The organism is Desulfosporosinus metallidurans, assembly GCF_001936615.1.
In the GTDB taxonomy this organism is placed as follows: Bacteria; Bacillota; Desulfitobacteriia; order Desulfitobacteriales; family Desulfitobacteriaceae; genus Desulfosporosinus; species Desulfosporosinus metallidurans.
On sequence record NZ_MLBF01000028.1, the window covers coordinates 34,026 to 56,805 of the forward strand.

Here is a 22,780-nt window from a genome sequence, read left to right on the forward strand (position 1 = left end):
CCCGTACTTTCTCCAAAATTACATTGAACAGGTTATTCCTTTTGCGAAGATTCTAATATAATTCGAAATACAAACCTGAATATCGGTTTCAAATGTCAGTTTATTCATCATTAAAAACGTAAAGAACAGGCCAAAATTCGTAGCTAAGAAACTTATGGCCAACGAATCCGGATTTTCCTGGATGACCCCTCGTTCTCTCATTTTTTCAAAGTAGCGGCTCAATAGTTTTTTTAACTCATTGGGAAATTTAAATAATGTAGCATCAAACTCAGGGTTTAATTCCTCATTCTTAAAGTACATCAAAATAATATTTTGATTTTTAAACAATATGTCATGGTACGAGGAACATATTTTATTTAAATCGCTTTCTAAATCCCATTCCAACCCCTCAAACAAGGCTTTAAATTTAGGAGAAAAAACAAATTTATCAAACGCTTTTTCGAATAGATTATGTTTGCTTTCAAAATGTCTGAAGAGTGTCATTTCACTTACGCCCGCTTCTTTGGCGATTTCCTTCGTAGTGACAGCGTTATACCCTTTTTGTGAGAAGAGAATAATGGATGCATTTAATATCTTATCTTCCGTATTAACACTACACATAGCTCGTCTCGTCTCCCATTACCAGCATGCAAACAACACTGCATGTTAGTTGATACTAACATTATTCTACCATTATCAGAGAAATTTAACAATCCATAAACAAGGAGCTTACACCATATTTAGTAAAATAAAATAGGAGCTGTTTGCGAAAAATCGAAAACAGCTCCTATTCCGGTAAGTATTAGTGGCTCTGCGCGACTTTTAATTTACTAACTAAGGTCTCGCTGAGTTTATCGGGCACTTCTTCATATTGATTGAATTCCATGCTAAATGTCCCTCTCCCTTGCGTGAGAGAACGCAAATCTATAGCATAGCGCATCATTTCCGCTTGTGGGACATGGGCCCGGATCACCTGGTATCGCTCGGTGGCCACTAAACCTAAAATTTTTCCTCGTTTGGCATTAAGGTCACCAATTACATCTCCCATAAAAACTTCTGGTACATGTACTTCTACCTCGACGATGGGTTCAAGCAAGATGGGTTTTGCCAGCTCTACTCCTTTGCGGAAGGCAATAATGGCGGCAAGTTTAAAAGCCATTTCTGAGGAGTCAACGGCATGATAAGAACCATCACAGAGCGTGACCTTAATATCCGTCACAGGGTAACCAACCATTGCTCCTTCTGTCATGGCCTCGCGAATTCCTTTTTCCACGGCCGGAATGTATTGTTTGGGGACGGATCCACCAAAGATATCCTCGGCAAACTCAAATTCCTTCCCATCTGAGGGTTCAAGGTTTATCCAGACATGACCATATTGACCATGTCCACCGGTTTGTTTCTTATGTTTTCCTTCCACTTTGACCGCTTTGCGAATTGTCTCACGATAAGGTACGCGCGGAACCTTCATGGCCACAGCGACACCGAATTTACGACTCAGCTTCTCCTGAAGAATTTCCAACTGCATCTCCCCTAGACCTGTCAAGAGCAATTCTTTAGTTTCTGTATTTTTACTAATCCTAAGCGTTGGATCTTCTTCTGCCAAACGTGCTAGGGTACTACCTAGCTTATCCTCATCCCCTTTACTCTTCGGTTCAATGGTCACGGATAAATAAGGCACTGGAAAATCGATCCCCGGAAGCTTTACGGGGTGCTCCTTCCCACATAACATATCCCCTGTTTTTACGTCTTGCAATTTGGCGACAACTGCAATATCTCCTGCTGGAACCAACGAGACGGGTTCTTGTGATTTTCCACGCAGATAAAAGGGCTGCCCCATTTTTTCCTCTAAATCGCGAGTTGAATTATACACCAAGGATTCGGCCGTAAACTTTCCTCCATAAACGCGGAAGAAAGACATTTTACCCACATAAGGATCTGCTAAGGTTTTAAACACTAAAGCTGCTTTTTCGGCCATAACGTCTGGCCTTGGGACAAAATCGGCAACGAAATTCAGGATATTGGCAATCCCTATATTTTTATACGCGGAACCGCAAAGCACTGGGACCACCAAATTTTGCTTCAAAGCTTTCCTCAAGGCAATTTGAAAATCCCCCTTATTCAAGCCTTCCCCTTCAAGGTATTTCGTTAAAATGTCATCATCCGCTTCGGCGACTGCTTCAGCTAATTGATCTCTTAAGCGGCCGATCTCTTCCTTATACTCTGGTGGGACCCCTTTAAGTAAATAATTTCCGCTTCCATGAGCGTCAAACTCATACGCTTTATTCTCAATAATATCGATAAGTCCATTAAAACTTGCTTCTTGACCGATTGGAATTTGCAAAGGAACAAACCGAGTTTGGGGATAAGTACTTTTTAGTTGTTCCAATACCTTGTCAAAATTAGCATTTTGGCGATCCAATTTATTAATAAAGATCACTCTAGGTAACTTCTGTTCCTCCATGACATCCCAAGTAATTTCCGCCTGAACTTCTAGACCTGTCACACCACATAAAACCAAAATCCCACATTCGGCGACTCTCAAGGCACTTTTGACTTCCCCATAGAAATCCGAATATCCAGGAGTATCGAGAACATTAACCTTGACCCCTTGCCACTCAATCGGAATAAGACTCGTACTAATCGACACTTGATGTTTCACTTCTTCTGGCAGATAATCCGAGACAGTGTTTCCCTCAGCAATTTTGCCAACACGCTTGATCACACCTGAATTAAAAAGAAAAGATTCCGTTAAGGATGTCTTTCCCCCTCCACCATGCCCCACCAAACAGACGTTGCGAAGATGTTCTGCGTCATAGGTCTTCAATACGATTTCCTCCCTGATATGTTATTAAGAAAAAGGACACGTGCCTTTAACTTGCAACAGTATTACCGGAGTTCTTTATGTCTGAAGATTCCTCTTGTATTATTTTATCGAGGAGAGTGGGTCAAGTATTCTCTATCCTCATAATTAATTTCTCGTTTCGTAGGCCCCCCATTAATTTCTCGATTTCCTCATTAACTTCTCTTTTCGTAGGTCCCCCATACTCGTGTTTGTTTGTCGGCAAGCATACGTTGCCCCATCGCCCAGACATCTTGAACCTCTAAGGCTTGGTCTAGCGCCACTAGGTCCGCGTCAAAGCCGACACGAATCATCCCTTTATTCTTAAAGCCAAGCACATTAGCCACATTGGACGTTATCGTACGCAAGGCAACTTCTAATGGAAGTCCGTAATGTAGGACAGATTCTTTAACATCACGCCACAAAACCTCAACAGAACCGACACCCATGCCAATCAGCACCCCCGCTTCATTATATTGAGGCATACTTCCATTCCCGTCTGAAGTCACGGTAACGTGATCGTTGAGCATTTTACGCTGGTTCAACATGTGCAAAACCGCTGGGACCTGAAGTTCAACAGGGAAATCGTCACACCCCGCTGTAAGATCAATGTGCCCCCCCGCTTGTAGGAACTGGATGCCTTGTTCCAGTAAGGAATACGTGCGGTTGATATGCGTGGGAACAAACTGCGTAATCGGAATCTCAGTTTGGTCAAGAATTGTCCATATTGGTTGCAGGCCTCGCTTTCCCTCCCCAAGATGGAGATGGACCACTCCGGCCTTATTCCCCAGCATCCCACCCACTCGGGCTTCTGCAGCTAAATGTTCAAGTTCAGCGATTTGTGGTTGTGCGGACCGATGATCCGATATGGCAATTTCCCCTGCCCCGATGACCTTGTCGATTAACACAAGGTCTTCTTGTAGTGTGGGAAACAGGGTTCGCGTTGGAACTTGATAAGCACCGCTATATACAAACGTGGTTATCCCTTCATCTTCGAGTGCTTGTGCTTTCACGAGAAGTTCAGACATCGACCTCGATACGGAATCTGTCCCTAAACAGCCGACGACCGTGGTCGTTCCTCCCCGAGTTAGCTGGGAAAGTTGAATTTCAGGAGTACGTGAGGCTGGGCCTGCTTCTCCTCCACCCCCACAAAGATGAACATGGGCATCAATAAACCCTGGCACTATTGTTTTTCCTTGAAGGTCAACCACTTCCCCATCCACATAATCAGGTATTATCAAATTTCTGCCGATCGCAGCAATACTCTTACCCACGATCAGGACGTCGGTATCTTTTATTGCCTCAGGATTATAAATTTTTGCATTCTTAAGAAGTTGCCACATCGTGATACCCCCTCTTTGGAGGTAGAATACCCCTACTTCTAGTGTAATATTCCAAAACAGAAAAGCATTTCTTATTTTACCCGAGCATAAGGTTATATAGAAAACCTGTCTTGTGCCAACCTTTATACTTTGCTCAGGAGGATTACATGCCGAAAAGGACCTTTGTCTATGGGGCAACCATACTTTTGGGAGCAAACTTATTGAACCGCCTGTTGGGCTTTGCTTACCAATACTTAATTATGAACCATATTGGCGGGGAAGCCTATGGTCTATTCAATATGGTTTTCCCAATCTACATGCTGGCCTTGGTCTTCACGACAGCCGGTATCCCACTCGCCATTGCCAAAATGGTCTCCGAAGAAGTGTCCCTTGGACGCACTTTACAAGCACAATCCATTTTCCGCGTGGCCCTTTGGCTTCTCAGCCTTTCCGGAGCCATCGTATCCATCGGACTTTATTTTCTTACCCCATACTTAGTACATCGAATTTTTCCAGATCCTAGGGTCCTGAACATTTTTCTCATTTGCACTCCGGCCATTTTTATTGTCTCTATTTCCTCAGTGTTTCGCGGCTACTTTCAAGGTTTACAAAACATGGTCCCAACAGCTGTTAGCCAGATTTTCGAACAAATTGTCCGAGTCACGGTCGGTTATACCGTAGCATTACGGCTCTTTGATGACGGGGTTGAATGGGCTGCAGTAGGTTTAGCCTTCGGTATGTTAATGGGAGAAGTGGTTGGTTTATTGGCTATTGTCTTCCAATATCAGAGGGTAAAGGCTAAGGTTAAATCAAAGGGGGAGGGTCCTAAACCAACTTATTCGGCTCGGCACATCTTGCGTAAATTATGGTACCTAGCTTCTCCTGTAACAGCCGGAAGGCTGCTTTCCACTGGGTTATCTGCCTTAGATGCCATGCTCATCCCTTTGCGCCTACAAGTGGCCGGATACGCAGCCCGAGAAGCAACAACCTTATTTGGGCAACTAGGGGGTGCCGCTTTTACCTTACTCACGTTTCCGAGTGTATTTACCTTTGCCTTAGCAACTTCGCTCGTTCCGGCCATTTCGGAAGCGGCTGCCCAATGCCAATTTAATGTCGTCCGAGCCCGTAGCGCCGAAGCCATCCGTTTAACAATTTTGATCGGAATTCCCTGCCTTATTATCTTGTTTTATTTTTCCTTGCCGCTAACCTCTTTTTTTAAAAGTACGGAGATATCTCCTATTTTGCGCGTGTTAGCCTTAGGGGGGATATTTTCATATATACAACAAACCACAACGGGAATCCTGCAAGGACTAGGAAAAGTTCATCTTCCGGTCCTCCATTCCATCATTGCGGCTATTATTCGTATTCCAATCTTAATCTACCTAACCGGCCTTCCCCAATGGGGTCTCCGGGGAACAGCGTGGGCTTTTATCCTTGGATTTTTCATCACGGCAGCTCTAAATCTTATGGCTATTGTACGCTATACAGGAATGCCCTTAGACCTACAGCGATTCGTCCTCCAACCCGTCAGTGGGGCGGCCGGTATGTTACTTGTTTTTCATTTTCTAGACCCTATCTTAGGAGGGCATGTTGCAGGGTATGTCAGCGAATTTTCGCTCGGCATAGCACTTTACAGTGTGATCTTGTTTATTAATGGAGGGGTTACCTTTACAGACTTAAGACGACTTCCTTGGATTGGAAAATATCTACCACACTAGGTCTTATCGCCACCAGCGGCGGATCTGGTCCCCCCATTGCCAATAAGTTAAAAGAAGAGTCACAAACCCAAAGAGCAAAAGCAATAATTTATAAACGAAGTAAACCTTAATGACCGTAAAAAGGGTTATTATGACACCTAAAATAGCAGGTATTGCCAAAAACCTAAATACCGTACTTGATTTTTCTTTGTTTCTCGCACCAGGATAAGAAAAAATAATGATAAAGAGCAGGAAATAAACTATAAATGTTCCGATAATCATACTCAAACTTCCTCCATTAGCAAAAAGACATAGTCTAGCCAAAATTTGATCCCTATAAACTGGCGAATTTTCGAGAATACTACAACTGTCCCAAATATTAAGTGAGAGGAGATGCATTCATATGAGTCGCAGTAGCAATCGCAATAGTGGCATTCTGCCTCAATCTGTTTTGGAGCAATTCAAATGGGAAGTAGCCGATGAATTAGGTTTAAGCGCTAAAATCAAGGAGCAAGGCTGGGAGAATATGACCTCTCGAGAATGTGGTCATGTAGGAGGACGAATCGGTGGAAGCATGGTAAAAACCATGATTCGTAGGGCGAAGGAATCCTTAAATACCACGCCTATGTAAATCTAAGTCTAAAATAAAGGAGTACAGAAAATCTGTACTCCTTTATTTTACCCAAAAGAAAGTATAATTTTCGTTTCTATACCAGCCAGAAAGTATAACTTTTGGGTGGCATAAGGGCAACTAGGCGACCGCCTTCGCTAAAGCTTGGCGCTAGCCAAGTTTTCTTTATCTGTCGAAAAGAGTTTGCCACGCCTCGAGAGCCTTAAAATCGGTTAAATCACTATGCATTGGGGTGAGCGAAATAAAATCCTCCTGAATTGCTCTTAAATCCGTGTCCTCTTCTAGGGTTTGGGTTAAATTCCCAGCCTGCCAATAATAGGTTCTGCCATGAGGATCAACTCGTCGCTCAAAAACGTTCTCATAAATTGCCTTCCCCAATTTGGTCACTTTGAGACCACGCCACTCACACGCAGGCTTCCCTGGGATATTAATATTCACTAATCCTTCATGATGATGTTGAACAATGAAGTCTAATTGGTCTGCGAGATACGTAGCTGCTGGTTCAAAATCCCTAAAATCAAAGCTTGTTAAAGAGATTGCTAAAGAAGGAATTCCTAGCAATACTCCCTCCATGGCGGCCGAAACAGTCCCCGAATAATAAACATCTGTGCCTAAGTTTGAGCCTTGATTAATACCCGAAATAAGAAGATCAGGCTTGGCAATAAATCCCCCTTGGATGGCTATTTTTACACAATCAGATGGAGTGCCACTAACGGCATACCCCTCTAGCTTTCCATCAACATTGTGTTCTGTGAGAAACAAAGGTTGAAACAAGGTAATGGAGTGCCCTGTGGCCGAGCGCTGACCTTCAGGGGCAAATATACTAATCTCATGCTTGTTCTGGGATCTAAGGGTGCGATATAAGGTTTGGATACCAGGTGCATTATAGCCATCATCATTGGTCAGTAAAATATGCATGCTATTACCTCAATCACTCTACTTCGTAGACGGAAATTACCATCTTATCCTCTTTTTTTGTCAAGCCAAACATGAGCCGATGTTCCTTTAGATTTTTATTAAGAAAGTCAACAACCTTATAAAGTTCACCGTTCACACCGACCCGTTGTGTCGCAATCAGTTCTATTTTTCCTTGGCGATCGGTCGATTTCATTTGTTGATCATCCATGACTATGGCTACCTCTTTCTTAGAGTCTGTGTCCTTGAATCATCGAAAACGCTTCTGATCTCGTAATAGGATTGGTTTTGAAGATTCCCCGTACTGCAGAGGTTAAGGTTTGTGAACCTGCTTTCTTTACCCCTCGCATAGTCATACACATATGTTCTGCTTCAATAACGACTAGGACACCTAGCGGAGAAAGTTCGTCCATAATAGCATTCGCAACTTGGGATGTCAGACGCTCCTGAAGCTGAGGTCTGCGCGCAAACCCTTCAACGACACGGGCGAATTTCGACAACCCAGTTATCTTCCCTTTTCTCGGAATATAGGCAACGTGTGCCTTACCATAAAACGGAACCAAATGGTGTTCGCACATTGAGTAGACAGGAATATCCTTCACGATCACCATCTCTTCATGTTGTTCTTCAGTGAATTGAACTTTTAAATGCCGACTAGGGTCTTCATGTAACCCAGCAAAAACTTCTGCATACATCCTGGCCACACGTTTCGGTGTGTCTCTTAACCCTTCGCGGCTAGGGTCTTCCCCAATAGCCTCTAAAATCATGAATACAGCTTGCTCAATTTTTTCTAGATCCATCCCCATAATCTTTTCTCCTTTTCTCTCTTCAATCCTCATTAACACAATCTAAAGTTGTCCCATAAAAACGTGGGTTTGAGGAATGACTCGTACATTGTTAAGTTTCTTAAGAAAAAGGCTTTGCCACTCCAAAAGCTGACAAGGGTTAGGAGCATTAATGCCGCGCGTTTTGGTAACCGGTTGAAGGATCGTTAGAATCGATGGGTTGACCCCAGCAATTAAATCGCGGGCATTTTCAAGGTCTATCTGAGGGGTATCCTCATTAACGACAATCTTAACAAAAACTTCTTTGGGCAGGCTATTTCTCAGAAAGGACTCATGCACATTCCAAAAAGACTGACCAGCAAACGGCAACTTAATATCCATGCTGATGATATCGATCATGGGTAAAACTTCAAGGAGCTGGTTCGGTAAAGTCCCATTCGTCTCAAGATAAATCTTCAAACGCTTCTCTCTTATCTGGGGAAACAAAACCTGTAGTTCTTTGACCCAAAGCAGGGGTTCTCCCCCCGTGACACTCAGAGAGTGATGAATCGAAAAGTCAAAGGTTTCTAGTAGTTCTAGTAATTTAGCCAAGGATACGGGATTGTCCATCTCCTCAAAAACCCGTGAGCCTGGTTCCGTTTCCAGTCGAAACTTTTGTAGCACCTTAGTCTCAGTATCACAATAGGGACAGGAGATATTGCACTTTGGTAAACGAAGAAATATCTGACGAGCTCCGACATAAGGACCTTCCCCTTGTATCGACGAGAAGATTTCAGTAACCGGAAGATTTAGCATTATTGCACCCCTCGAACTTTACAACGCGCGAGGCGCATGGATCGGACCTCATCACAATAATGTTGGGCAACACTCTCCCCAAACGACAAAGGATCCTTAACCTGTAGATTAGCAAGGCCAATCGTAGGAATCGGCGTATTTACATTCAAAACATTCAGTCCACAATGAATGAGGGAAGATACCGGGGAAAGAGTGGCAATACTCACAGAAAGTTTCTTATCCCCTTCATAGAGATCATCCCCACTCCGGCTCAGGGTTGTAACCCCGAGCTTTTCGAGTTCTTCCTTGATCATCGCTATAAGTAACCGTTGGCGAATAATTGTCTTTTCTAAATCCATTTCGAAATGTTCAACAATAAAATGCAGCATGTCCTCGCTAAAGATCCAGTCCTTGGCTAAAACATCCTCCATATCGACCATCTCGTTTTGTTCGACACGGCACGAGCCACGAAATACGATGATGCTATCACCCTTAAGGCCAAAATTCTTATAAGCAAACAAAGATTGAAGCTGACTACCATCATAGTTCAGAGGTTTGTGCTGCACAGAGTATTTAATGATCATTCCCTCTTTTCTTAAACGGCTTCTTTTCTTAAACGGTAAGGACCATCCTCATACGTCTCCAAACAGTTGACTGACAAGTCCCTGAGCCTTATTGTTCATCAAAGCACGTTTTAATCGTTGACAGCTCTCACACTGCCCACAAATTCTATCCTTACTCTCATAACAGCTCCAGATATGCTCGAACGGAACATTCAAGCGCAATCCTTCTCTGACAATCTCCGCTTTTGTTAAATTTGACGTGGGACTGACGACGCTCACCTTTTCTTGAGTTGAATAGCTAAAAGATCGGTTCATTGCATCTATAAATTCTAAGGAATTGTCGGGAAACGTCGCAGCCTCTTCTCGGTTAAAACCCGTGATTATATCCGAAGGTTCCCCCATATTTTCAGCAAAGACGGCAGCGATATTCATAAATAGACCATTGCGATTAGGAACCCATACTTGACTTGCACTCTGCGTCGTTACTCCTTGAAGATCAAGCTCCTCTATTCCGATATTAGGCAGATCCTCCGAGCGATTTACAAGAGCAGAATGGGTCTGTTCCTGTAAAAAAGGCAAGGGTACAACTCGGTGTGGGATGTCATAATATTCCGCTATTTTTTGAGCTGACGAAATTTCTTTTTCGTTGGCCCTCTGTCCATAATCAAAGGTAAGGGCCAACTTAAGACTATTCTTTTCTAAGTAGAGCGCTAAGGCAACAGTTGAGTCTAAACCACCTGAAAGTAAGACGATCCCAGCCATTGATCAATCCTCCTTGAAAATGGTCCACGTATCTGGCGATTCGTAGATCTTAACCCATGCCAAACGCTTATCCCCTAAGACCAAATCGTTCTGTAATTCCCTAAACATGAATTGTGCAAGGTGCTCAGCTGTAGGGTTCACCCCTTGTGGCCCAAAGGAAGGTAAGTCATTTAACAAACTATGGTCCAGCAATGTTAATGATTTTCGCATGGCCTTCTTTACTTCACTGAAATCGATTAACATCCCCAAATCATCTAATTCTCTACCCTCGATACAAACTACTACATTCCAACGGTGACCATGCAAGTTTGCACACTTACCATCATAATTACGGATAAAATGAGCTGCATCAAAATGCATTTGAACACATACCTGAAACATTTTATACTCCTTATTTGACATTTTACAATCCATTTTACCATTATTATTTACAAAAGAAAATGAAATATCAACAAATCTGAAATTCATCTTCAGTTTTGGTAAAATAAAGCGAGGGAAAATCCCTCGCTTTACAATGATCTCCATCACGCAAGCTTCAGTGCCTTATTAAAACAGTCAATCGCCGTATCGTATTGATCCATTTGATCATAAATAGTTCCTAGCAAGGCCCAACCCGCGGAATGATTCGGATCGATTTTAAAGAGTTGGTTTAGTGATTCAATGCTTTCCTGCCAATTTCCTTTACGAGTAAGGCAAACACTCAAATTATAGAGAATAAGCGGGTGATTAGGTGCCAACTCTAAAGCTTCACGATAATACTCCGTTGCTTTTCTCGTCCGTCCCTGATGAACTAAAGTAAACGCAAAATTATTAAGCAAAATTGGATCCTTGGGATATATTTTTTTGGCACGTTCCAACAAATTCAAAGCATCTTGAGATCGACCTTGATTTTGATAAACAGCAGAGAGATTGCTTAATGAATCATAATGATCCGGTTCATATTTAAGCGTGAATTTATAGTACTGTATTCCTTTCTTTATCTGATTTGTCTGGATGTAACAGTACGCTAAGCGAGCGGCCAAATCGGGGGTTCCTCCATAGCGAAGCGCTCTATCAAAACTTATACAGGCGTCTGGCAACTGTTCTAACTGCAAATGCATCTCAGCCTTCATTTCCCAATATAGGGATTCTCGTGGTTTAAGTTGGCAACATCCTTGAAAACACCTTAAGGCTTCCATATACTCTTCATGATAAGCATAAATAGTCCCCAGACGGAAATTTGTTTCTGCTTTTTGGGGGGACGCACGAAATGAATTATCTAGGGCTTTAATCCCCTCGCGCCAATCTCCAAGCTCTAAGTGACAATCCGCGAGTAAGTCCCAATAACAGGCCTTCTGTGGCTTTTCGTGGATGGCTCGCTCAATTATTTGCTTAGCCTGTGGTATGAGCGCTTGTCCAAGATAACACTGGGCGAGCAGATAGGATATTTCCGCCGAATCTTCATGATGGTCACGATCCAAACGTTCTAAATAATCTCTTGCTTCCTGAAAAGCCTGGACTTCGATCAAATGTCTTACCTCTGTAAAACGTGCCTTAGTCGAATCCTGATTTAACAAATCCACCCAATCCTGAATAGCTACATCCGTCTTACCTGACCAATGATGCCATTTGCCTTGTAGAGAATTCCATAAATATGAACTCTTAAGAGATGGCCTTTTTTGTTTGACATTCGAGGCCAAAGGTACACCCATATACTTCGCCCCTTTTTTACTTATTTTACCATATACATCTTCTCCTTCCGGCCCCTTATTCCTTTACTTGATACCTAAAATCGTACGCCAAATGCCTATCAATTGCGCGGTAATTCGTAAAGAAGTGTTGCTATATCTGCTCCCCTCGTCAGATTTCTGAGATAGCCATCTCTGGTTCTTTATTTTCTTTCAAAATATGAGGAAGTTTCTTTGCATCCTACGGCGATAGTATTCTTTTGGGGTTAGCGCCTTCGGCGATAGTGTCCACCGGACACTATCGTCACTGGAGACTATCGTGTTCGCACACGCTACCTTGCTATACTCAAGGAAATTGAAAAAAGAAGCGCATTTTACCGCGCCTCTTCACACTTACGACAATATCCATAAAATTTCAAATCATGATCCATCACTTTAAACTGATTTCGCTTCGTAATCACCGCTTCAAGTGACTCTAATAGATCGTCATCAAATTCCGAAACATTCCCACAACCCAAACAGATGAGGTGATGGTGGTGGTGATGTTCGTCTTTTCTGCTAAATTCGTATCTCGTTCGGCCATCCCCGAAATCATTCTTGATTAGAACTCCAATTTCCGCCAAGATGTCAAGGGTCCGGTAAACTGTAGCTAAGCCAATTTCCGGGTTTTGGTGTTTTACCAGCATATACAATTCTTCAGCACTTAAATGACGATCTTCTTGTTCCAGAAACATTCGCAATATCGTCTGACGCTGGGGGGTTAGCTTATAGGAGTGATCACGTAGCAATATGCAAATAGTTTCAAATGTTTTCACGTCCTCCGCTCCTAACTCTCCTCCATATGTTTCCTATTATATGCTAAAGACAATCCTTTGCAAAGAGTATTTGTAGTCTTTTTGCGATTTTGTTTGAGAAACTCCATACAACTAAAGAAAACTTGGCTGGCGCCAAGCCTTAGCGAAGGTGGCCGCCTAGTTGCACTATATGCGCTGGCCAAGGATGGCGAGAAGGGACCCACCCGAAAGTTATACTTTCTGTTTGGTGGAAAGAAAAGGAAGCTTTTGCTTCCTTTTCTTTATATCGTGACGTTAAACCACTACCATCCCCTATAAGGATAAGGATACGGGGGATACGAGGGATATGGGGGATACTGATAAGATGGAACATAACGTGGTGCCGTTAACGTTCCCAAACCAAAACCCAGGGCAAAGGGTATTATGCCGAAAAACATAAGAGCAACTCCTTCCTGAATGAGATTAGATTCCCAATTCATTATATGGAAAGCATTACCTTTTGGGTATAAAAAAGGTCGTCCATCATAAAAGGACGACCCTATAGAGCTATTACCTTAGTGATATCCTTGTCTCAAGACAAACGATCCCGCAGTACATCCACGATTTCATCCGCGCTTCGACCTGCTGCATTGATAATAGGCATTTTGACAGGCCATTCAGGTGCTAGAATATCTGTGCCATTTCCTTTAACGACGACAGCCCGAACATTCTGTAAGGATTCCCCTTCTAAAGGCGTCGTTTTAAATCCTGCATTATGAAGAGCCTGTGTAACATTTCCCAGTCCATCTTCAACAGCTATGATTTTATACATTTTTTCTCACCCTCCTTAACTACTACCGTTATTTTCTACTCAATAGTTTCAACCTATACAGGATCAATTTTCCTTTAAAATTGGAAGTCTTCTTTAAACCGGATCTGATAATCTGCAGATATAAGCGCGTGTTGTACTTGTATCCGTGGAGACGGATCCGCAAATATCCCTTCTAGAGAGCACGTCATAATACCCGGAGTTTCCACAGATATTTGAATCATAGTTTTCTGGGGAGGGGTTCTCTGTAATAGGATTGAATAGTTCCCAGAGGGTTGCAGCACACCTTTTAGTTGCAGTTTTCTGGGCAGTTTCGACATTGGTAAAAAATCATCCGTTTTTACTTCAAAAGGATGAGCACTGTCTAATTTAAGACGAATCAAATAGGGTTCACTTGTATAGTTAAGTTTCAAAGAAATATCTAGAGTTCTTTCTAAATTTCCTTTTTTCTCCAACACGAATGTCTCCACGCTGATGGGTGGTTTTTCATTGAGTATGGGGACGTATAAGCTCTTACCCTCTTGACCGCTCAGGTCGTTCACCAGTTGGCGCGGCAGGCGTTCATCAGAGAAAACATGCACCACTCCGTCACTACTTCCTGACCACTCTTCTCGAACTGTGACAGACTGTGGGTAATCTGTTGTGTAAGCGGGGACTAACCCTAAGGATAAAACAAGTAATCCTGTAACTAGCAACGCAGGTTTTCGCAAGCGATACAACAGTTTTCTGGAAAATTGAGCTTTGCTGATCGCCACATGTAATCCAGCTAAGAAGAAGGGAATCAGTAGCAAGCTATAAATACCAAGGAAAACCAAGAAATAGTTATGGATTGCTTCGTAATAGCTCACCCACTGTTGTGAATTTAAGAGTTCAAAGTGTAGGCGATAAATGAAATAGGGGCCGATCAAGACTAGGATAATACTCGGGAAGAAAAACTGCAAATCTAGGCATAGAAGCCAAACAACAAAGGGAAAAGCAAGGTCAATTCGCGTTAGGGCCATTACTAAACTCACTCCTAAAAGCAGCATCACGCCTGTAAACCAATAGAGCTGGGGATCACGCGCTAAAGGAAGCTTATAAACCCAACTCGCAATGAAAATGAATGTCCCTAGGGCAATTCCAATTCGCGCCATGAGAAAGAGGGAAGGATAAGCGAAATAGATTGTCTGAACTTGTTTAACCCCCTGCCAGATCATTTCTCCTATTCCACTTAAGCCCATTACAATCAAACTCAGCATGAGCGTAACCCCAAGAATCACGAAAACCTTTTTCCAGTTTAATCGTTGCTTCTCCGTATTTTTTCTCATAAACTTAATTATAATCAAACCCGTTAAGAGAAACGTTAAGAAGGTAAAAATTCGAATTCCAACACTAGGGAGAATAAATACATTCTTCTCTATTTGAAACGGCAAATATAACTCATCCCAGACATAGGGTCCCAGTTTTTCCATCCGTACTGTCTTTAGCAAACTTAGGGAATAATCCCCAACGTTCTGCATCTCTTCCAGAGTAACGCGCTCTAGGCGATCTTCTGGTCGATGAAAATAACCCGCAGGTCGCCCTGAGATACCGAGACCAAAAGCCGGAATTCCCTTATCCAAGAAGGAGCTGAAGTCACTTGCTCCACCTTGCGAACTTTCACGAGTCATTAAGATAAAATCCCGACTAAGATGGAAGGGGATCTGACGTTCCTTCGCGATTGAAGTAACTTGCCTAATCAACTCTGGAGGGGCAGACTTTTTACCTGCCACATCTATTTCTAATGGAGTTCCTACCATGTCGACATTGAACATCCAGCGGACGGCAGATAAATCTGCTTGAGTGGTGTAATATTGCGAACCGACCAGCCCATACTCTTCAGCCCCGAAGAAAATAAGCTGATAGGTTTCTTCATGAGGTTCCTGACTTAGAATTCGAGCAAGTTCCAGTAACACCCCTACACCGGAAGCATTGTCCACTGCCCCAGGAGCGTTCAGATTCGCCGAATCGTAATGAGCTCCTATCACAATAGTGTCTGGTCGTTTTCCCGGTAATTCAGCAATGATGTTTTGACTATTTATCAGTTCCACCTGTTGTTCCCTTTGCATGACGGAAACTTCCCGAACGACCACTTTACTGAAGGGCTGTTGTCGGACCTTCCAGCCATTTTGATTTAACACATAACTAATATATTGTGCAGCCTTTAATTCCGACTTACTTCCCGCCGGACGAGGCCCAACTTTTTGCACAAGATACTTGACATGATCATACGCTTTCGAAGCCGAAAACCCCATTGTCGATTGGCTGGGAAGAGGCGTACTCTTTGTTTTTGAATAAACTAGCCATGGAATTGCCATAAGACTTAAAATTGTCATGAGCACGATCATACTAGTCTTCGATAATTTCATAACTCCATGCCCTTTCAAAGTGTTTTATAGTCACTTTCCCCATTATTATGAGAAACTTCTTAGGGTTATGCCTCTCAAGCCTTTTAACCTTTTGGACATATATGGTATACTATAGACAATATTTATAAACTTGGGAGAAAGTATGTACATGCCAAAACTCAAATTTTTTGTTTCTATCCTTGTTCTTTCGTTGTTCAGTATCGTCGCTTTAACTGGATGTTCACTTAAACTACCAAGCCTTTTCCCCAAAGTAGTCCCAGTTTCCAATCTGCCCGTTGAGGCCATTATTGTTGACGACGCCATTTATAACCGCACCTTAGCTCTCCTTGAGTCCGCACAAACGTCTATCTACGTTGAGCAAGCAGAATTTGATGACCCACGCCTCATTCAACTTCTCCTCACTAAAGCTAATTCAGGAGTGGATGTCCGCATCCTCTTGGACCAATGGCAAAAAGCAAATCGGGCCACATTAGATCAATTGAAAAGCCAAAACAACCCCAATATATCAATTCAGTTTTACCCCGCCCAAAAAGGACAAATTAACCATACTAAACTCCTAATTATTGACCAAAAACGGGCTTTAATAAATGGCCCTACCTGGACCAGTAGTGGATTTCAGGCCCATGATCTTGCCATCGAGCTATCCGGAAAATCCGCTTGGAAATCAGCCGCCTTATTCTCAAAGGATTGGGAATTTACCACAACATTTCCCTTGCCGGTGGCCAAGACATCCTCTCTACCGGAGGATAATATTGTTTTGGCGGTCAATGCCAATGTCAAACAACAGGTTTCTGATCTGATATCAGCAGGTACAAAATCTATTTGGATAGAAAACCCCGAAATTACTGATCCTGATTTAATTCTGGCCTTGACTAATGCCGCTGAGAAAGGACGGGACGTTCGTATTATTGGGGATCGAGCTGTGTACAGTAAAACTCCGGTCACCTTAGAAAAGTTAAAGGCCAAAGGGGTTCAAATCCGGTATTATCCGAGCTCACCGCCACTAGGTATGCACATAGCTATTTTTGATAATACCTCATTTCTCTTAAGCAGTTCAGGATGGACACACTACTCATTTGTCGCAAACCACGAATTTTCCATTACCGTTCCCTCTCCTGCCGCCTCCGTTAAATTCGGCGAGTTGTTTAAGCAAGATTGGAACAAAAGCACGGAATAAGCAAAGATCTCTCTACATGTAGTTTAAAATAACAAACAGAGAAAGGTAAAGGGACAGGTTTAAACCTGTCCCTTTACCTTTCTCTTTCAATGTTAATAGCAAATTTATTTGTCTTCTAATTCCTCTAAATGATGACAATCCCCAACGAGCGTTGGTATCCATCGTTGGCCATCAACCTCAAATATATTCAAGGCCGTATTATGTTGCCACGGTGATTTAGCCCACTCGTGAACCTCATAGCCCAGCGCTTTCGTCACGAGTAGTTTTAGTGTCAATCCATGAGTCACAAGACAAACCGTCTCCCCAGAATGGTTCTTTATAATGCTCTGCAAAAAGTTCCAGGCCCTTTCCAAAACCATTTCCATGTTTTCCCCGCCCGGTGCAGTGACTAAGTGCGGTTCTACGTCCCAGACTTTAAATACATCTGGATTGGCAACTCGTAGCTCTTGCCATATGCGTCCTTCCCACTCTCCAAAGGAAAACTCACGCAGCGCAATATCTATGCGTAATTTATCAAGTCCGAGTTCGCTGCGAATCTCTTCAGCAGTACCCATTGCTCGAGGGGAATCACTGGAATAAATATGCGTAATTCCCTCGTTCTTTAACCTAGAAGCTAAAGAGCGGGCTTGTAATATCCCCTTTTCAGTAAGCGGAGAGTCTAAACTTCCTTGAACCCGCCCTTCAATGTTCCACAAGGTCTGGCCATGACGTGTTAGAATGATCCGTGTCATCTTTACCCCCCTTATAAAGAAAACTTGGCTAGCGCCAAGCCTTAGCGAAGGCGGTCGCCTTAGTTGCACTTATGCCACCCAAAACTTATACTTTCTGATTGGTATAAAGAAAACTTGGCTAGCGCCAAGCCTTAGCGAAGGCGGTCGCCTTAGTTGCACTTATGCCACCCGAAACTTATACTTTCTGATTGGTAAAATAAATAAGGGTAGGGAATTCTCCCTACCCTTCCCCAACTTGCCGTAAGACTCCAGGTTTCTGACCCTGCTCTCGCAGGTGGGCACCTAGTCCAAGCTTTCCAACTTCCCTTATTCAGGAAGAAAAGGGCTTGTTGTACTAACTTGACATTTAGTTCCCTTGTCACTAATAGGATCAAAACCAAGATAATCTAACGCACAACCCAGGATGTATTTTTATTATAGCACCACTTTCGAAAAAAATCTCTACAAATGTTTGGAAATTATCGTTTCCGCAGCTTATCCTCGATTTCCGCTAGACGATCTTGAAGCAAGGCAATCGCCATTTCTTGATTACGTACACGCCGCCGAAGATGGTCAACCAACTGAGAAAGTTCACTAACGTCCTCATTCACAGAATCAAAAGTTCCTCTAGGTGGAGCCTTTTCCTCGGCACTCAAGTTCTCTGATCCGTTGGATGCGGTATCTGCAGATAGTTCCTCCGCGTTTTGAGAAACCAAAAGGTATCGAAAACGAGCGTATCTCGAGTTGCGTCCCGGTTCAACTTCAATCACGCCGTCTTCAGCTAAAGCCTTAATGGCACGTTTTAAGGTTACACTAGCTGCGCCTGTCTCCCGTTGAATATCTGAATATGCCAATTCGAAATCCTTACCTTGGTACATATTAGAAATTTTCTCAAAAAATTCGACAAATTTCCTATGGGTTTTTTCCTTTAATCTCAACACAAGTCCATCCTTCCACGAAGTTATTAAATTACCTAAATTTTTATCTATATTATATCAAATTTAATAGAAAAAGCTAGCGTAAATAGTATTCTAAATTGAACTTTAATTATACTATATAGAGTTTAACTTACTTATCTCCATAAAGTTTTTGAATAACACCTTCAGAAAGACCAAAAGTATGTTCTTCCGTTGGAAAAACGCTTGATTTAACCTCGTTATTAAATTCCTTCATTGCTCGAACCGCGTCTTGCCCTAATTGGGCATATTGTTTTACAAATTTAGGTCTAAACCGTTCGAAAAGCCCTAATATATCGTGGTACACAAGAACTTGCCCGTCACAATCCTGTCCCGCCCCGATTCCAATCGTAGGAATTTTCAGTTCTGTCGTGATTTGCGCCGCAACCTGTCTAGGGATCGCCTCAAGGACAAGTAAAAACGCCCCAGCCTGTTCTATTGCGTGTCCATCTTTGGCGATCTGCTTAGCACTTTCCAGATCCCGTCCTTGAACTTTAAATCCCCCAAGTTGATTTGCAGTTTGGGGAGTCAGCCCGATATGTCCAACAACTGGTATTCCTGCGCGCGTAAGAGCTTGAACAATAGGAGCAATTTCACTTCCACCTTCAAGTTTTACAGCATCTGCTCCCCCTTCTTTGATCAGCCGACCAGCATTCATGATACCAAGCTCAAGTGTGGCATAACTCATAAACGGCATATCAGCGACCACAAATGTTTGTGGTGCTCCTCTACGAGCCGCTTTAGTGTGATGAAGCATTTCTTCCATCGTTACCGGAACTGTAGAATCATACCCCAAGACAACCATACCTAAAGAATCACCAACCAGAATCGTATCCACCCCAGCCGCTTCAACCCACTGGGCAGAAGGATAATCATAGGCCGTTAACATGCTAATCTTCTCACCGGCTTGTTTCATCTTCTCAAAATCAGGTATCATCTTTTTCATCTAAAATTCCCCCTTATAGTTTAGTACGAAATCACTGTTCTCATAGAATCAAGAATTTCACCCAACATGCGCGTTCTCCCGTGCATCAAGCGTATAGCAATGCCACGTGTGCGTACAGGCAAAGACACTTCTTCCCAGTCATATTTTGCTAAATTAAAGCATAGGTAATCAATTAAAGGAGGGATGACCCATGTCAAAATCCTTTCAACTTACCTTAATTCTTAAAGGAATTCTTTTAGCCACCATCTTAGCTTTGTTAATGTCTCTAGTCTTTGGCGTTCTGCTTTCCTACACATCACTTCCTGAATCCGATCTGTCGATCAATATTATCTTTGCCACCAGCATCTTCGTCGGAGCGTTTATCACCGCTCACCAAGCAGGCACAAGAGGATTGTACTATGGATTGGCTGTAGGCCTTGGCTTTACCCTTTTGGTACTTATCCTATCAGCTATTTTCTGGTCAGATACTCCATCTTGGCTAAGAATGGGGGAAAAATCCATTATAGCCCTAGTTTCTGGTGGAGTGGGCGGAATCATCGGAGTTCTATTTCCTCATTCTTAACCCCATCCCAGAAAAACTTCCTTGAGAAGAGAGGGAAATCTCACAGTGAGATTCCCCTCTCTTCTTTATTCCTTTTTGTAATTTTCTATTTTTAATCAAAAAATCCTGCAATTAAAGAATTAATATTTCTTAAAGATAACCAAAAGACTTTCCAAATACCCACGTCAGTACTACAATATTCTCATAGCTAGAGAGGGGGATTGTATTATGTGTGTTGAAAAAACACCTTGGGAACAAGTTATTGATTTTCACGGTCATACCTGCCCAGAAATTTCAGTCGGTTTTCGAGTGGCCCAGATTGCCATGCGTGAATTGGGTATTCGTCCTACTCCAAGTTCCGAACTAACCGTTACTGCCAATACCCACTCCTGTGCCCTTGACGCCTTTCAGATCTTAAACCGTGCAACCTACGGTCGTGGAAATTTACTTGTCAACGAAACGAAGGAACATGTTTATCACTTTCAATATACGGGTACATCCGAGGGAATTCTTATTTCCATCCGGCCAGAACTATTGGAACACCTTGCCGAGGCTCATATCCACACCAGTGCGCGCGAAAAGCAAAATAAGTATCTAGAAGCCATTCAATTTATCCTTGGAACCGAAGAAACCCAATTTTGTGCCCTTCAAAAAGTCTGAGCATTCCTTAAATGATGGATCCTAAACAAACCTCCATACACCCTAGGGACTATGAAAGCATGAGAACTCTTTCCTTAGAATTCTCATGCTTTCTTTTACTTAGTCATCTTTACATAGGAACTTCGTGTTTCCGTTCTCTCCATATTCTCCATAATAGGAGGACTAAAGCAATTCCAACCGCCACAATACTACTCCATTGCGCCGCTGTCCAATGGAATAAAAATCTTGGACTATCCCCTCGCAAACTCTCCAAAAAGAAACGAGATAGGTTGTAAAAGACCATATATAACAAAAAGATCGTACCCGAGGGCCATTTTCTCAATTTTAAGATCACGAGCAAAGCAAAGATTATCACATCCACTTGCCCTTCCCACACTTCTGCAGGCCAGAGCGGTTGGTTCCCAAACGTGTCACGAGCGATTGTACCCACTGGATAGAGAATCCCGAAATCTCCTCCGGTTGGTCCGCCAAAGGCGTCGCCATTCATAAGATTAGCATCCCTGCCAATGGCCTGAGCCAACATAAGCCCCGGCGCCGCCAAATCAGCAATTTCCCAAAAGGGTATCTTCTTATACCAAACATACAACCCGCCGACTAGTAATGCCCCGACGACTCCCCCTTGAATCGAAAGCCCCCCATGCCAGATGGCAATAATTTCGCCTGGATTCTTGCTATAGTATGCCCAATCGAAAAAAAACACCTGCCAGATGCGAGCCCCCAATATCCCAGAAAGAAGCAAGAGTGGCCCAAGATCCATCATAATCTCCATATAGTCCTGTCGGCCTTCTGCTCTGGCAAAATATAGCGTAACCCCTAATCCTAGAACAAAAGCCAACGCGAAAAGTGTCCCATAAGCTCGAAGGGGGAAATTCCCAATAAAAAACCAATACTGATGCATTTTTTCCTCCTTGTATTCTAAATACTGTCTCAATATAGTGATTCATTATGTAAATCTTCGACTGTTTCTCCATTATAGCTTGAAATAGCATCTGTCTCAAGTTTTCTACCTAACTGACAAGCTTCCACCTTCACGAGCCTATACTCCAAACCCGATAAGCCACAAAAATAGCAAACAGATCCGAAGATGTACATCGGATCTGTTTGTTATTATTATAGGCTATTTAGTTTGGCATAAAAAGAGTCGTATTGATTAAGATTAGGGATCACAGCCTCACGCTCCGCTTTTCCAGTTGGCGTCTGAACCGTTTGGAAATAACTTGAATGTTTCTTTTTGCCTGTTAGCAGATCGGAATAAAAGGTAACTATTAACGTAGCAACAGCAATTAAGACCATCAACCATTGAAACAACATTACTCTACACCTCCATTACCATTTTATGGCCTCAAGCGAGATTGTCAAGGGTGAAAATTTTCCTAAAGAAAAGAAAAGCTCATTTAAACAATTAAACAAAAGCCACCGTTACACGATCACCCGGATGTAAAATCGATGTGAATTCAGCGGGTTGACCATTGACATTCAATTTTAAGGAGGACCCTGCGGGCGTCTCCTCAGGAAATTTAACATAGGGCAATAATTCCGAAAGGATCGGCATTTGCTTAAATCCAGTAACTCTTAAATCCATACCCTCCGTAAGAGGGTCGTCATCCGACACAGGCCGTCCTCGAAACGTGATAATGGTTTCTTGGGGAGGGTATTGGAGTTCTGACCCATTGACGCTGAAAAGGAGAGGCTTAGGCTGCAGCTTCAACTCACCAACCGTGATCTGCTTTGTACGAACCTCAATTGAATCTCCATCGTGGATGAGGCAGTTTCCATCTACCCCACAGCCATTAACCAAAATCTCATACGTTAAGTCTAGGGAACGTGTTTCCCCATTGATTCGAATTTCTAGCTCTTTTTTATCCTG

Annotated in this window: 25 protein-coding genes, 1 other RNA gene and 1 pseudogene; 5 read left to right on the forward strand and 22 right to left on the reverse strand. The window is 42.8% G+C overall.

Annotated features, from left to right (window positions below; all coding sequences use genetic code 11):
• Window positions 1-18 precede the first annotated feature (18 nt).
• The 3 genes from DSOL_RS15865 to iadA all read right to left on the reverse strand — a co-directional run bounded on the left by DSOL_RS15865 (window position 19) and on the right by iadA (window position 4,161).
• Complete coding sequence (locus DSOL_RS15865) at window positions 19-600, reverse strand: TetR/AcrR family transcriptional regulator (protein ID WP_075365808.1); 582 nt, start codon at window positions 598-600, stop codon at window positions 19-21.
• Between the two features lie 181 nt (window positions 601-781).
• On the reverse strand, window positions 782-2,803 hold the full coding sequence (gene fusA, locus DSOL_RS15870) for an elongation factor G (protein WP_075365809.1): 2,022 nt from the start codon (window positions 2,801-2,803) through the stop codon (window positions 782-784).
• A 191-nt stretch (window positions 2,804-2,994) separates the two neighbouring features.
• A complete protein-coding gene (gene iadA, locus DSOL_RS15875; protein WP_075365810.1) occupies window positions 2,995-4,161 on the reverse strand; it encodes a beta-aspartyl-peptidase in 1,167 nt (388 codons plus the stop codon).
• Between the two features lie 146 nt (window positions 4,162-4,307).
• Here iadA and DSOL_RS15880 point away from each other — a divergent pair, with 146 nt between their 5' ends.
• Window positions 4,308-5,858, forward strand: a complete 1,551-nt coding sequence (locus tag DSOL_RS15880; protein WP_075365811.1) for a putative polysaccharide biosynthesis protein — start codon at window positions 4,308-4,310, stop codon at window positions 5,856-5,858.
• Window positions 5,859-5,861: 3 nt separating this feature from the next.
• On the opposite strand, the gene DSOL_RS15885 is transcribed toward DSOL_RS15880, so the two are convergent.
• Entirely contained in the window at window positions 5,862-6,119 is a 258-nt protein-coding gene (locus tag DSOL_RS15885) for a hypothetical protein (protein ID WP_075365812.1), read from the reverse strand.
• 121 nt (window positions 6,120-6,240) lie between these two features.
• Here DSOL_RS15885 and DSOL_RS15890 point away from each other — a divergent pair, with 121 nt between their 5' ends.
• The gene (locus DSOL_RS15890; RefSeq protein WP_075365813.1) at window positions 6,241-6,468 is read left to right on the forward strand and encodes an alpha/beta-type small acid-soluble spore protein; all 228 of its coding nucleotides are present in this window, start codon (window positions 6,241-6,243) and stop codon (window positions 6,466-6,468) included.
• A 165-nt stretch (window positions 6,469-6,633) separates the two neighbouring features.
• Here DSOL_RS15890 and surE read toward each other — a convergent pair whose 3' ends face one another.
• The 11 genes from surE to DSOL_RS15945 all read right to left on the reverse strand — a co-directional run bounded on the left by surE (window position 6,634) and on the right by DSOL_RS15945 (window position 15,923).
• On the reverse strand, window positions 6,634-7,386 hold the full coding sequence (gene surE / locus DSOL_RS15895; protein ID WP_075365814.1) for a 5'/3'-nucleotidase SurE: 753 nt from the start codon (window positions 7,384-7,386) through the stop codon (window positions 6,634-6,636).
• Window positions 7,387-7,399: 13 nt separating this feature from the next.
• Window positions 7,400-7,594: a YpmA family protein gene (locus tag DSOL_RS15900; RefSeq protein WP_075365815.1), complete on the reverse strand. Its 195-nt coding sequence runs from the start codon at window positions 7,592-7,594 to the stop codon at window positions 7,400-7,402.
• 19 nt (window positions 7,595-7,613) lie between these two features.
• Window positions 7,614-8,189, reverse strand: a complete 576-nt coding sequence (folE, locus tag DSOL_RS15905; RefSeq protein ID WP_170871532.1) for a GTP cyclohydrolase I FolE — start codon at window positions 8,187-8,189, stop codon at window positions 7,614-7,616.
• Between the two features lie 42 nt (window positions 8,190-8,231).
• Window positions 8,232-8,963, reverse strand: coding sequence for a 7-carboxy-7-deazaguanine synthase QueE (locus DSOL_RS15910; protein WP_075365816.1), 732 nt, complete (start codon window positions 8,961-8,963; stop codon window positions 8,232-8,234).
• Window positions 8,963-9,526 carry a DUF366 family protein gene (locus tag DSOL_RS15915; RefSeq protein ID WP_075365817.1) on the reverse strand — a complete coding sequence of 188 codons (564 nt, stop codon included), beginning with the start codon at window positions 9,524-9,526 and terminating at the stop codon, window positions 8,963-8,965. Before DSOL_RS15915 ends, DSOL_RS15910 begins: the two co-directional genes overlap by 1 nt.
• Window positions 9,527-9,574: 48 nt before the next feature.
• Complete coding sequence (gene queC / locus DSOL_RS15920; protein WP_075365818.1) at window positions 9,575-10,267, reverse strand: 7-cyano-7-deazaguanine synthase QueC; 693 nt, start codon at window positions 10,265-10,267, stop codon at window positions 9,575-9,577.
• 3 nt (window positions 10,268-10,270) lie between these two features.
• Window positions 10,271-10,792: a 6-carboxytetrahydropterin synthase QueD gene (gene queD / locus DSOL_RS15925; protein ID WP_235838850.1), complete on the reverse strand. Its 522-nt coding sequence runs from the start codon at window positions 10,790-10,792 to the stop codon at window positions 10,271-10,273.
• Window positions 10,792-11,958: a tetratricopeptide repeat protein gene (locus tag DSOL_RS15930; RefSeq protein ID WP_075365819.1), complete on the reverse strand. Its 1,167-nt coding sequence runs from the start codon at window positions 11,956-11,958 to the stop codon at window positions 10,792-10,794. Before DSOL_RS15930 ends, queD begins: the two co-directional genes overlap by 1 nt.
• A 350-nt stretch (window positions 11,959-12,308) precedes the next feature.
• Window positions 12,309-12,749, reverse strand: a complete 441-nt coding sequence (locus DSOL_RS15935; protein ID WP_075365820.1) for a Fur family transcriptional regulator — start codon at window positions 12,747-12,749, stop codon at window positions 12,309-12,311.
• A gap of 550 nt (window positions 12,750-13,299) precedes the next feature.
• Window positions 13,300-13,539, reverse strand: coding sequence for a YkuS family protein (locus DSOL_RS15940; RefSeq protein WP_075365821.1), 240 nt, complete (start codon window positions 13,537-13,539; stop codon window positions 13,300-13,302).
• A gap of 74 nt (window positions 13,540-13,613) precedes the next feature.
• Window positions 13,614-15,923 (reverse strand): M28 family metallopeptidase, encoded by a 2,310-nt coding sequence (locus tag DSOL_RS15945; protein ID WP_075365822.1) that lies wholly within the window; start codon window positions 15,921-15,923, stop codon window positions 13,614-13,616.
• A 148-nt stretch (window positions 15,924-16,071) separates the two neighbouring features.
• On the opposite strand from DSOL_RS15945, the gene DSOL_RS15950 reads away from it, so the two are divergent.
• A complete protein-coding gene (locus DSOL_RS15950; protein ID WP_083642645.1) occupies window positions 16,072-17,100 on the forward strand; it encodes a phospholipase D-like domain-containing protein in 1,029 nt (342 codons plus the stop codon).
• 104 nt (window positions 17,101-17,204) lie between these two features.
• On the opposite strand, the gene DSOL_RS15955 is transcribed toward DSOL_RS15950, so the two are convergent.
• The 4 genes from DSOL_RS15955 to panB form a co-directional block, all read right to left on the reverse strand.
• Window positions 17,205-17,831 (reverse strand): histidine phosphatase family protein, encoded by a 627-nt coding sequence (locus DSOL_RS15955; protein WP_075365824.1) that lies wholly within the window; start codon window positions 17,829-17,831, stop codon window positions 17,205-17,207.
• A 222-nt stretch (window positions 17,832-18,053) separates the two neighbouring features.
• Window positions 18,054-18,239, reverse strand: a non-coding RNA gene (gene ssrS / locus DSOL_RS15960) — 6S RNA.
• A 50-nt stretch (window positions 18,240-18,289) separates the two neighbouring features.
• Entirely contained in the window at window positions 18,290-18,748 is a 459-nt protein-coding gene (locus DSOL_RS15965; protein WP_075365825.1) for an IclR family transcriptional regulator, read from the reverse strand.
• A 130-nt stretch (window positions 18,749-18,878) separates the two neighbouring features.
• Complete coding sequence (gene panB / locus DSOL_RS15970; protein WP_075365826.1) at window positions 18,879-19,712, reverse strand: 3-methyl-2-oxobutanoate hydroxymethyltransferase; 834 nt, start codon at window positions 19,710-19,712, stop codon at window positions 18,879-18,881.
• A gap of 190 nt (window positions 19,713-19,902) precedes the next feature.
• Between panB and DSOL_RS15975 the strand changes: the two genes are divergently transcribed.
• Both DSOL_RS15975 and DSOL_RS15980 read left to right on the forward strand, forming a co-directional pair.
• Complete coding sequence (locus DSOL_RS15975; protein WP_075365827.1) at window positions 19,903-20,274, forward strand: TIGR04086 family membrane protein; 372 nt, start codon at window positions 19,903-19,905, stop codon at window positions 20,272-20,274.
• A gap of 207 nt (window positions 20,275-20,481) precedes the next feature.
• Window positions 20,482-20,913 carry a formylmethanofuran dehydrogenase subunit E family protein gene (locus DSOL_RS15980; RefSeq protein ID WP_075365828.1) on the forward strand — a complete coding sequence of 144 codons (432 nt, stop codon included), beginning with the start codon at window positions 20,482-20,484 and terminating at the stop codon, window positions 20,911-20,913.
• A gap of 109 nt (window positions 20,914-21,022) precedes the next feature.
• Here the strand turns inward: DSOL_RS15980 and lgt are convergent, their stop codons facing one another.
• The 3 genes and pseudogenes from lgt to DSOL_RS28030 form a co-directional block, all read right to left on the reverse strand.
• Complete coding sequence (gene lgt / locus DSOL_RS15985) at window positions 21,023-21,811, reverse strand: prolipoprotein diacylglyceryl transferase (RefSeq protein ID WP_075365829.1); 789 nt, start codon at window positions 21,809-21,811, stop codon at window positions 21,023-21,025.
• Between the two features lie 212 nt (window positions 21,812-22,023).
• The gene (locus DSOL_RS15990; protein ID WP_075365830.1) at window positions 22,024-22,224 is read right to left on the reverse strand and encodes a hypothetical protein; all 201 of its coding nucleotides are present in this window, start codon (window positions 22,222-22,224) and stop codon (window positions 22,024-22,026) included.
• Between the two features lie 91 nt (window positions 22,225-22,315).
• Window positions 22,316-22,780, reverse strand: a pseudogene (locus tag DSOL_RS28030) (ATPase); the annotation flags it as partial.

What these genes read in the sequence shown, in the direction of transcription:
- DSOL_RS15865 (WP_075365808.1), bottom strand. Translation starts at nt 600, where the DNA reads ATGTGTAGTGTTAATACGGAAGATAAGATATTAAATGCATCCATTATT.
- iadA (WP_075365810.1), bottom strand. Translation starts at nt 4,161, where the DNA reads ATGTGGCAACTTCTTAAGAATGCAAAAATTTATAATCCTGAGGCAATA.
- DSOL_RS15880 (WP_075365811.1), top strand. Translation starts at nt 4,308, where the DNA reads ATGCCGAAAAGGACCTTTGTCTATGGGGCAACCATACTTTTGGGAGCA.
- DSOL_RS15885 (WP_075365812.1), bottom strand. Translation starts at nt 6,119, where the DNA reads ATGATTATCGGAACATTTATAGTTTATTTCCTGCTCTTTATCATTATT.
- DSOL_RS15890 (WP_075365813.1), top strand. Translation starts at nt 6,241, where the DNA reads ATGAGTCGCAGTAGCAATCGCAATAGTGGCATTCTGCCTCAATCTGTT.
- surE (WP_075365814.1), bottom strand. Translation starts at nt 7,386, where the DNA reads ATGCATATTTTACTGACCAATGATGATGGCTATAATGCACCTGGTATC.
- DSOL_RS15900 (WP_075365815.1), bottom strand. Translation starts at nt 7,594, where the DNA reads ATGGATGATCAACAAATGAAATCGACCGATCGCCAAGGAAAAATAGAA.
- folE (WP_170871532.1), bottom strand. Translation starts at nt 8,189, where the DNA reads ATGGGGATGGATCTAGAAAAAATTGAGCAAGCTGTATTCATGATTTTA.
- DSOL_RS15910 (WP_075365816.1), bottom strand. Translation starts at nt 8,963, where the DNA reads ATGCTAAATCTTCCGGTTACTGAAATCTTCTCGTCGATACAAGGGGAA.
- DSOL_RS15915 (WP_075365817.1), bottom strand. Translation starts at nt 9,526, where the DNA reads ATGATCATTAAATACTCTGTGCAGCACAAACCTCTGAACTATGATGGT.
- queC (WP_075365818.1), bottom strand. Translation starts at nt 10,267, where the DNA reads ATGGCTGGGATCGTCTTACTTTCAGGTGGTTTAGACTCAACTGTTGCC.
- queD (WP_235838850.1), bottom strand. Translation starts at nt 10,792, where the DNA reads ATGGAGATCATTGTAAAGCGAGGGATTTTCCCTCGCTTTATTTTACCA.
- DSOL_RS15930 (WP_075365819.1), bottom strand. Translation starts at nt 11,958, where the DNA reads ATGGGTGTACCTTTGGCCTCGAATGTCAAACAAAAAAGGCCATCTCTT.
- DSOL_RS15940 (WP_075365821.1), bottom strand. Translation starts at nt 13,539, where the DNA reads ATGTATAAAATCATAGCTGTTGAAGATGGACTGGGAAATGTTACACAG.
- DSOL_RS15945 (WP_075365822.1), bottom strand. Translation starts at nt 15,923, where the DNA reads ATGAAATTATCGAAGACTAGTATGATCGTGCTCATGACAATTTTAAGT.
- DSOL_RS15950 (WP_083642645.1), top strand. Translation starts at nt 16,072, where the DNA reads ATGCCAAAACTCAAATTTTTTGTTTCTATCCTTGTTCTTTCGTTGTTC.
- DSOL_RS15955 (WP_075365824.1), bottom strand. Translation starts at nt 17,831, where the DNA reads ATGACACGGATCATTCTAACACGTCATGGCCAGACCTTGTGGAACATT.
- panB (WP_075365826.1), bottom strand. Translation starts at nt 19,712, where the DNA reads ATGAAAAAGATGATACCTGATTTTGAGAAGATGAAACAAGCCGGTGAG.
- DSOL_RS15975 (WP_075365827.1), top strand. Translation starts at nt 19,903, where the DNA reads ATGTCAAAATCCTTTCAACTTACCTTAATTCTTAAAGGAATTCTTTTA.
- DSOL_RS15980 (WP_075365828.1), top strand. Translation starts at nt 20,482, where the DNA reads ATGTGTGTTGAAAAAACACCTTGGGAACAAGTTATTGATTTTCACGGT.
- lgt (WP_075365829.1), bottom strand. Translation starts at nt 21,811, where the DNA reads ATGCATCAGTATTGGTTTTTTATTGGGAATTTCCCCCTTCGAGCTTAT.
- DSOL_RS15990 (WP_075365830.1), bottom strand. Translation starts at nt 22,224, where the DNA reads ATGTTGTTTCAATGGTTGATGGTCTTAATTGCTGTTGCTACGTTAATA.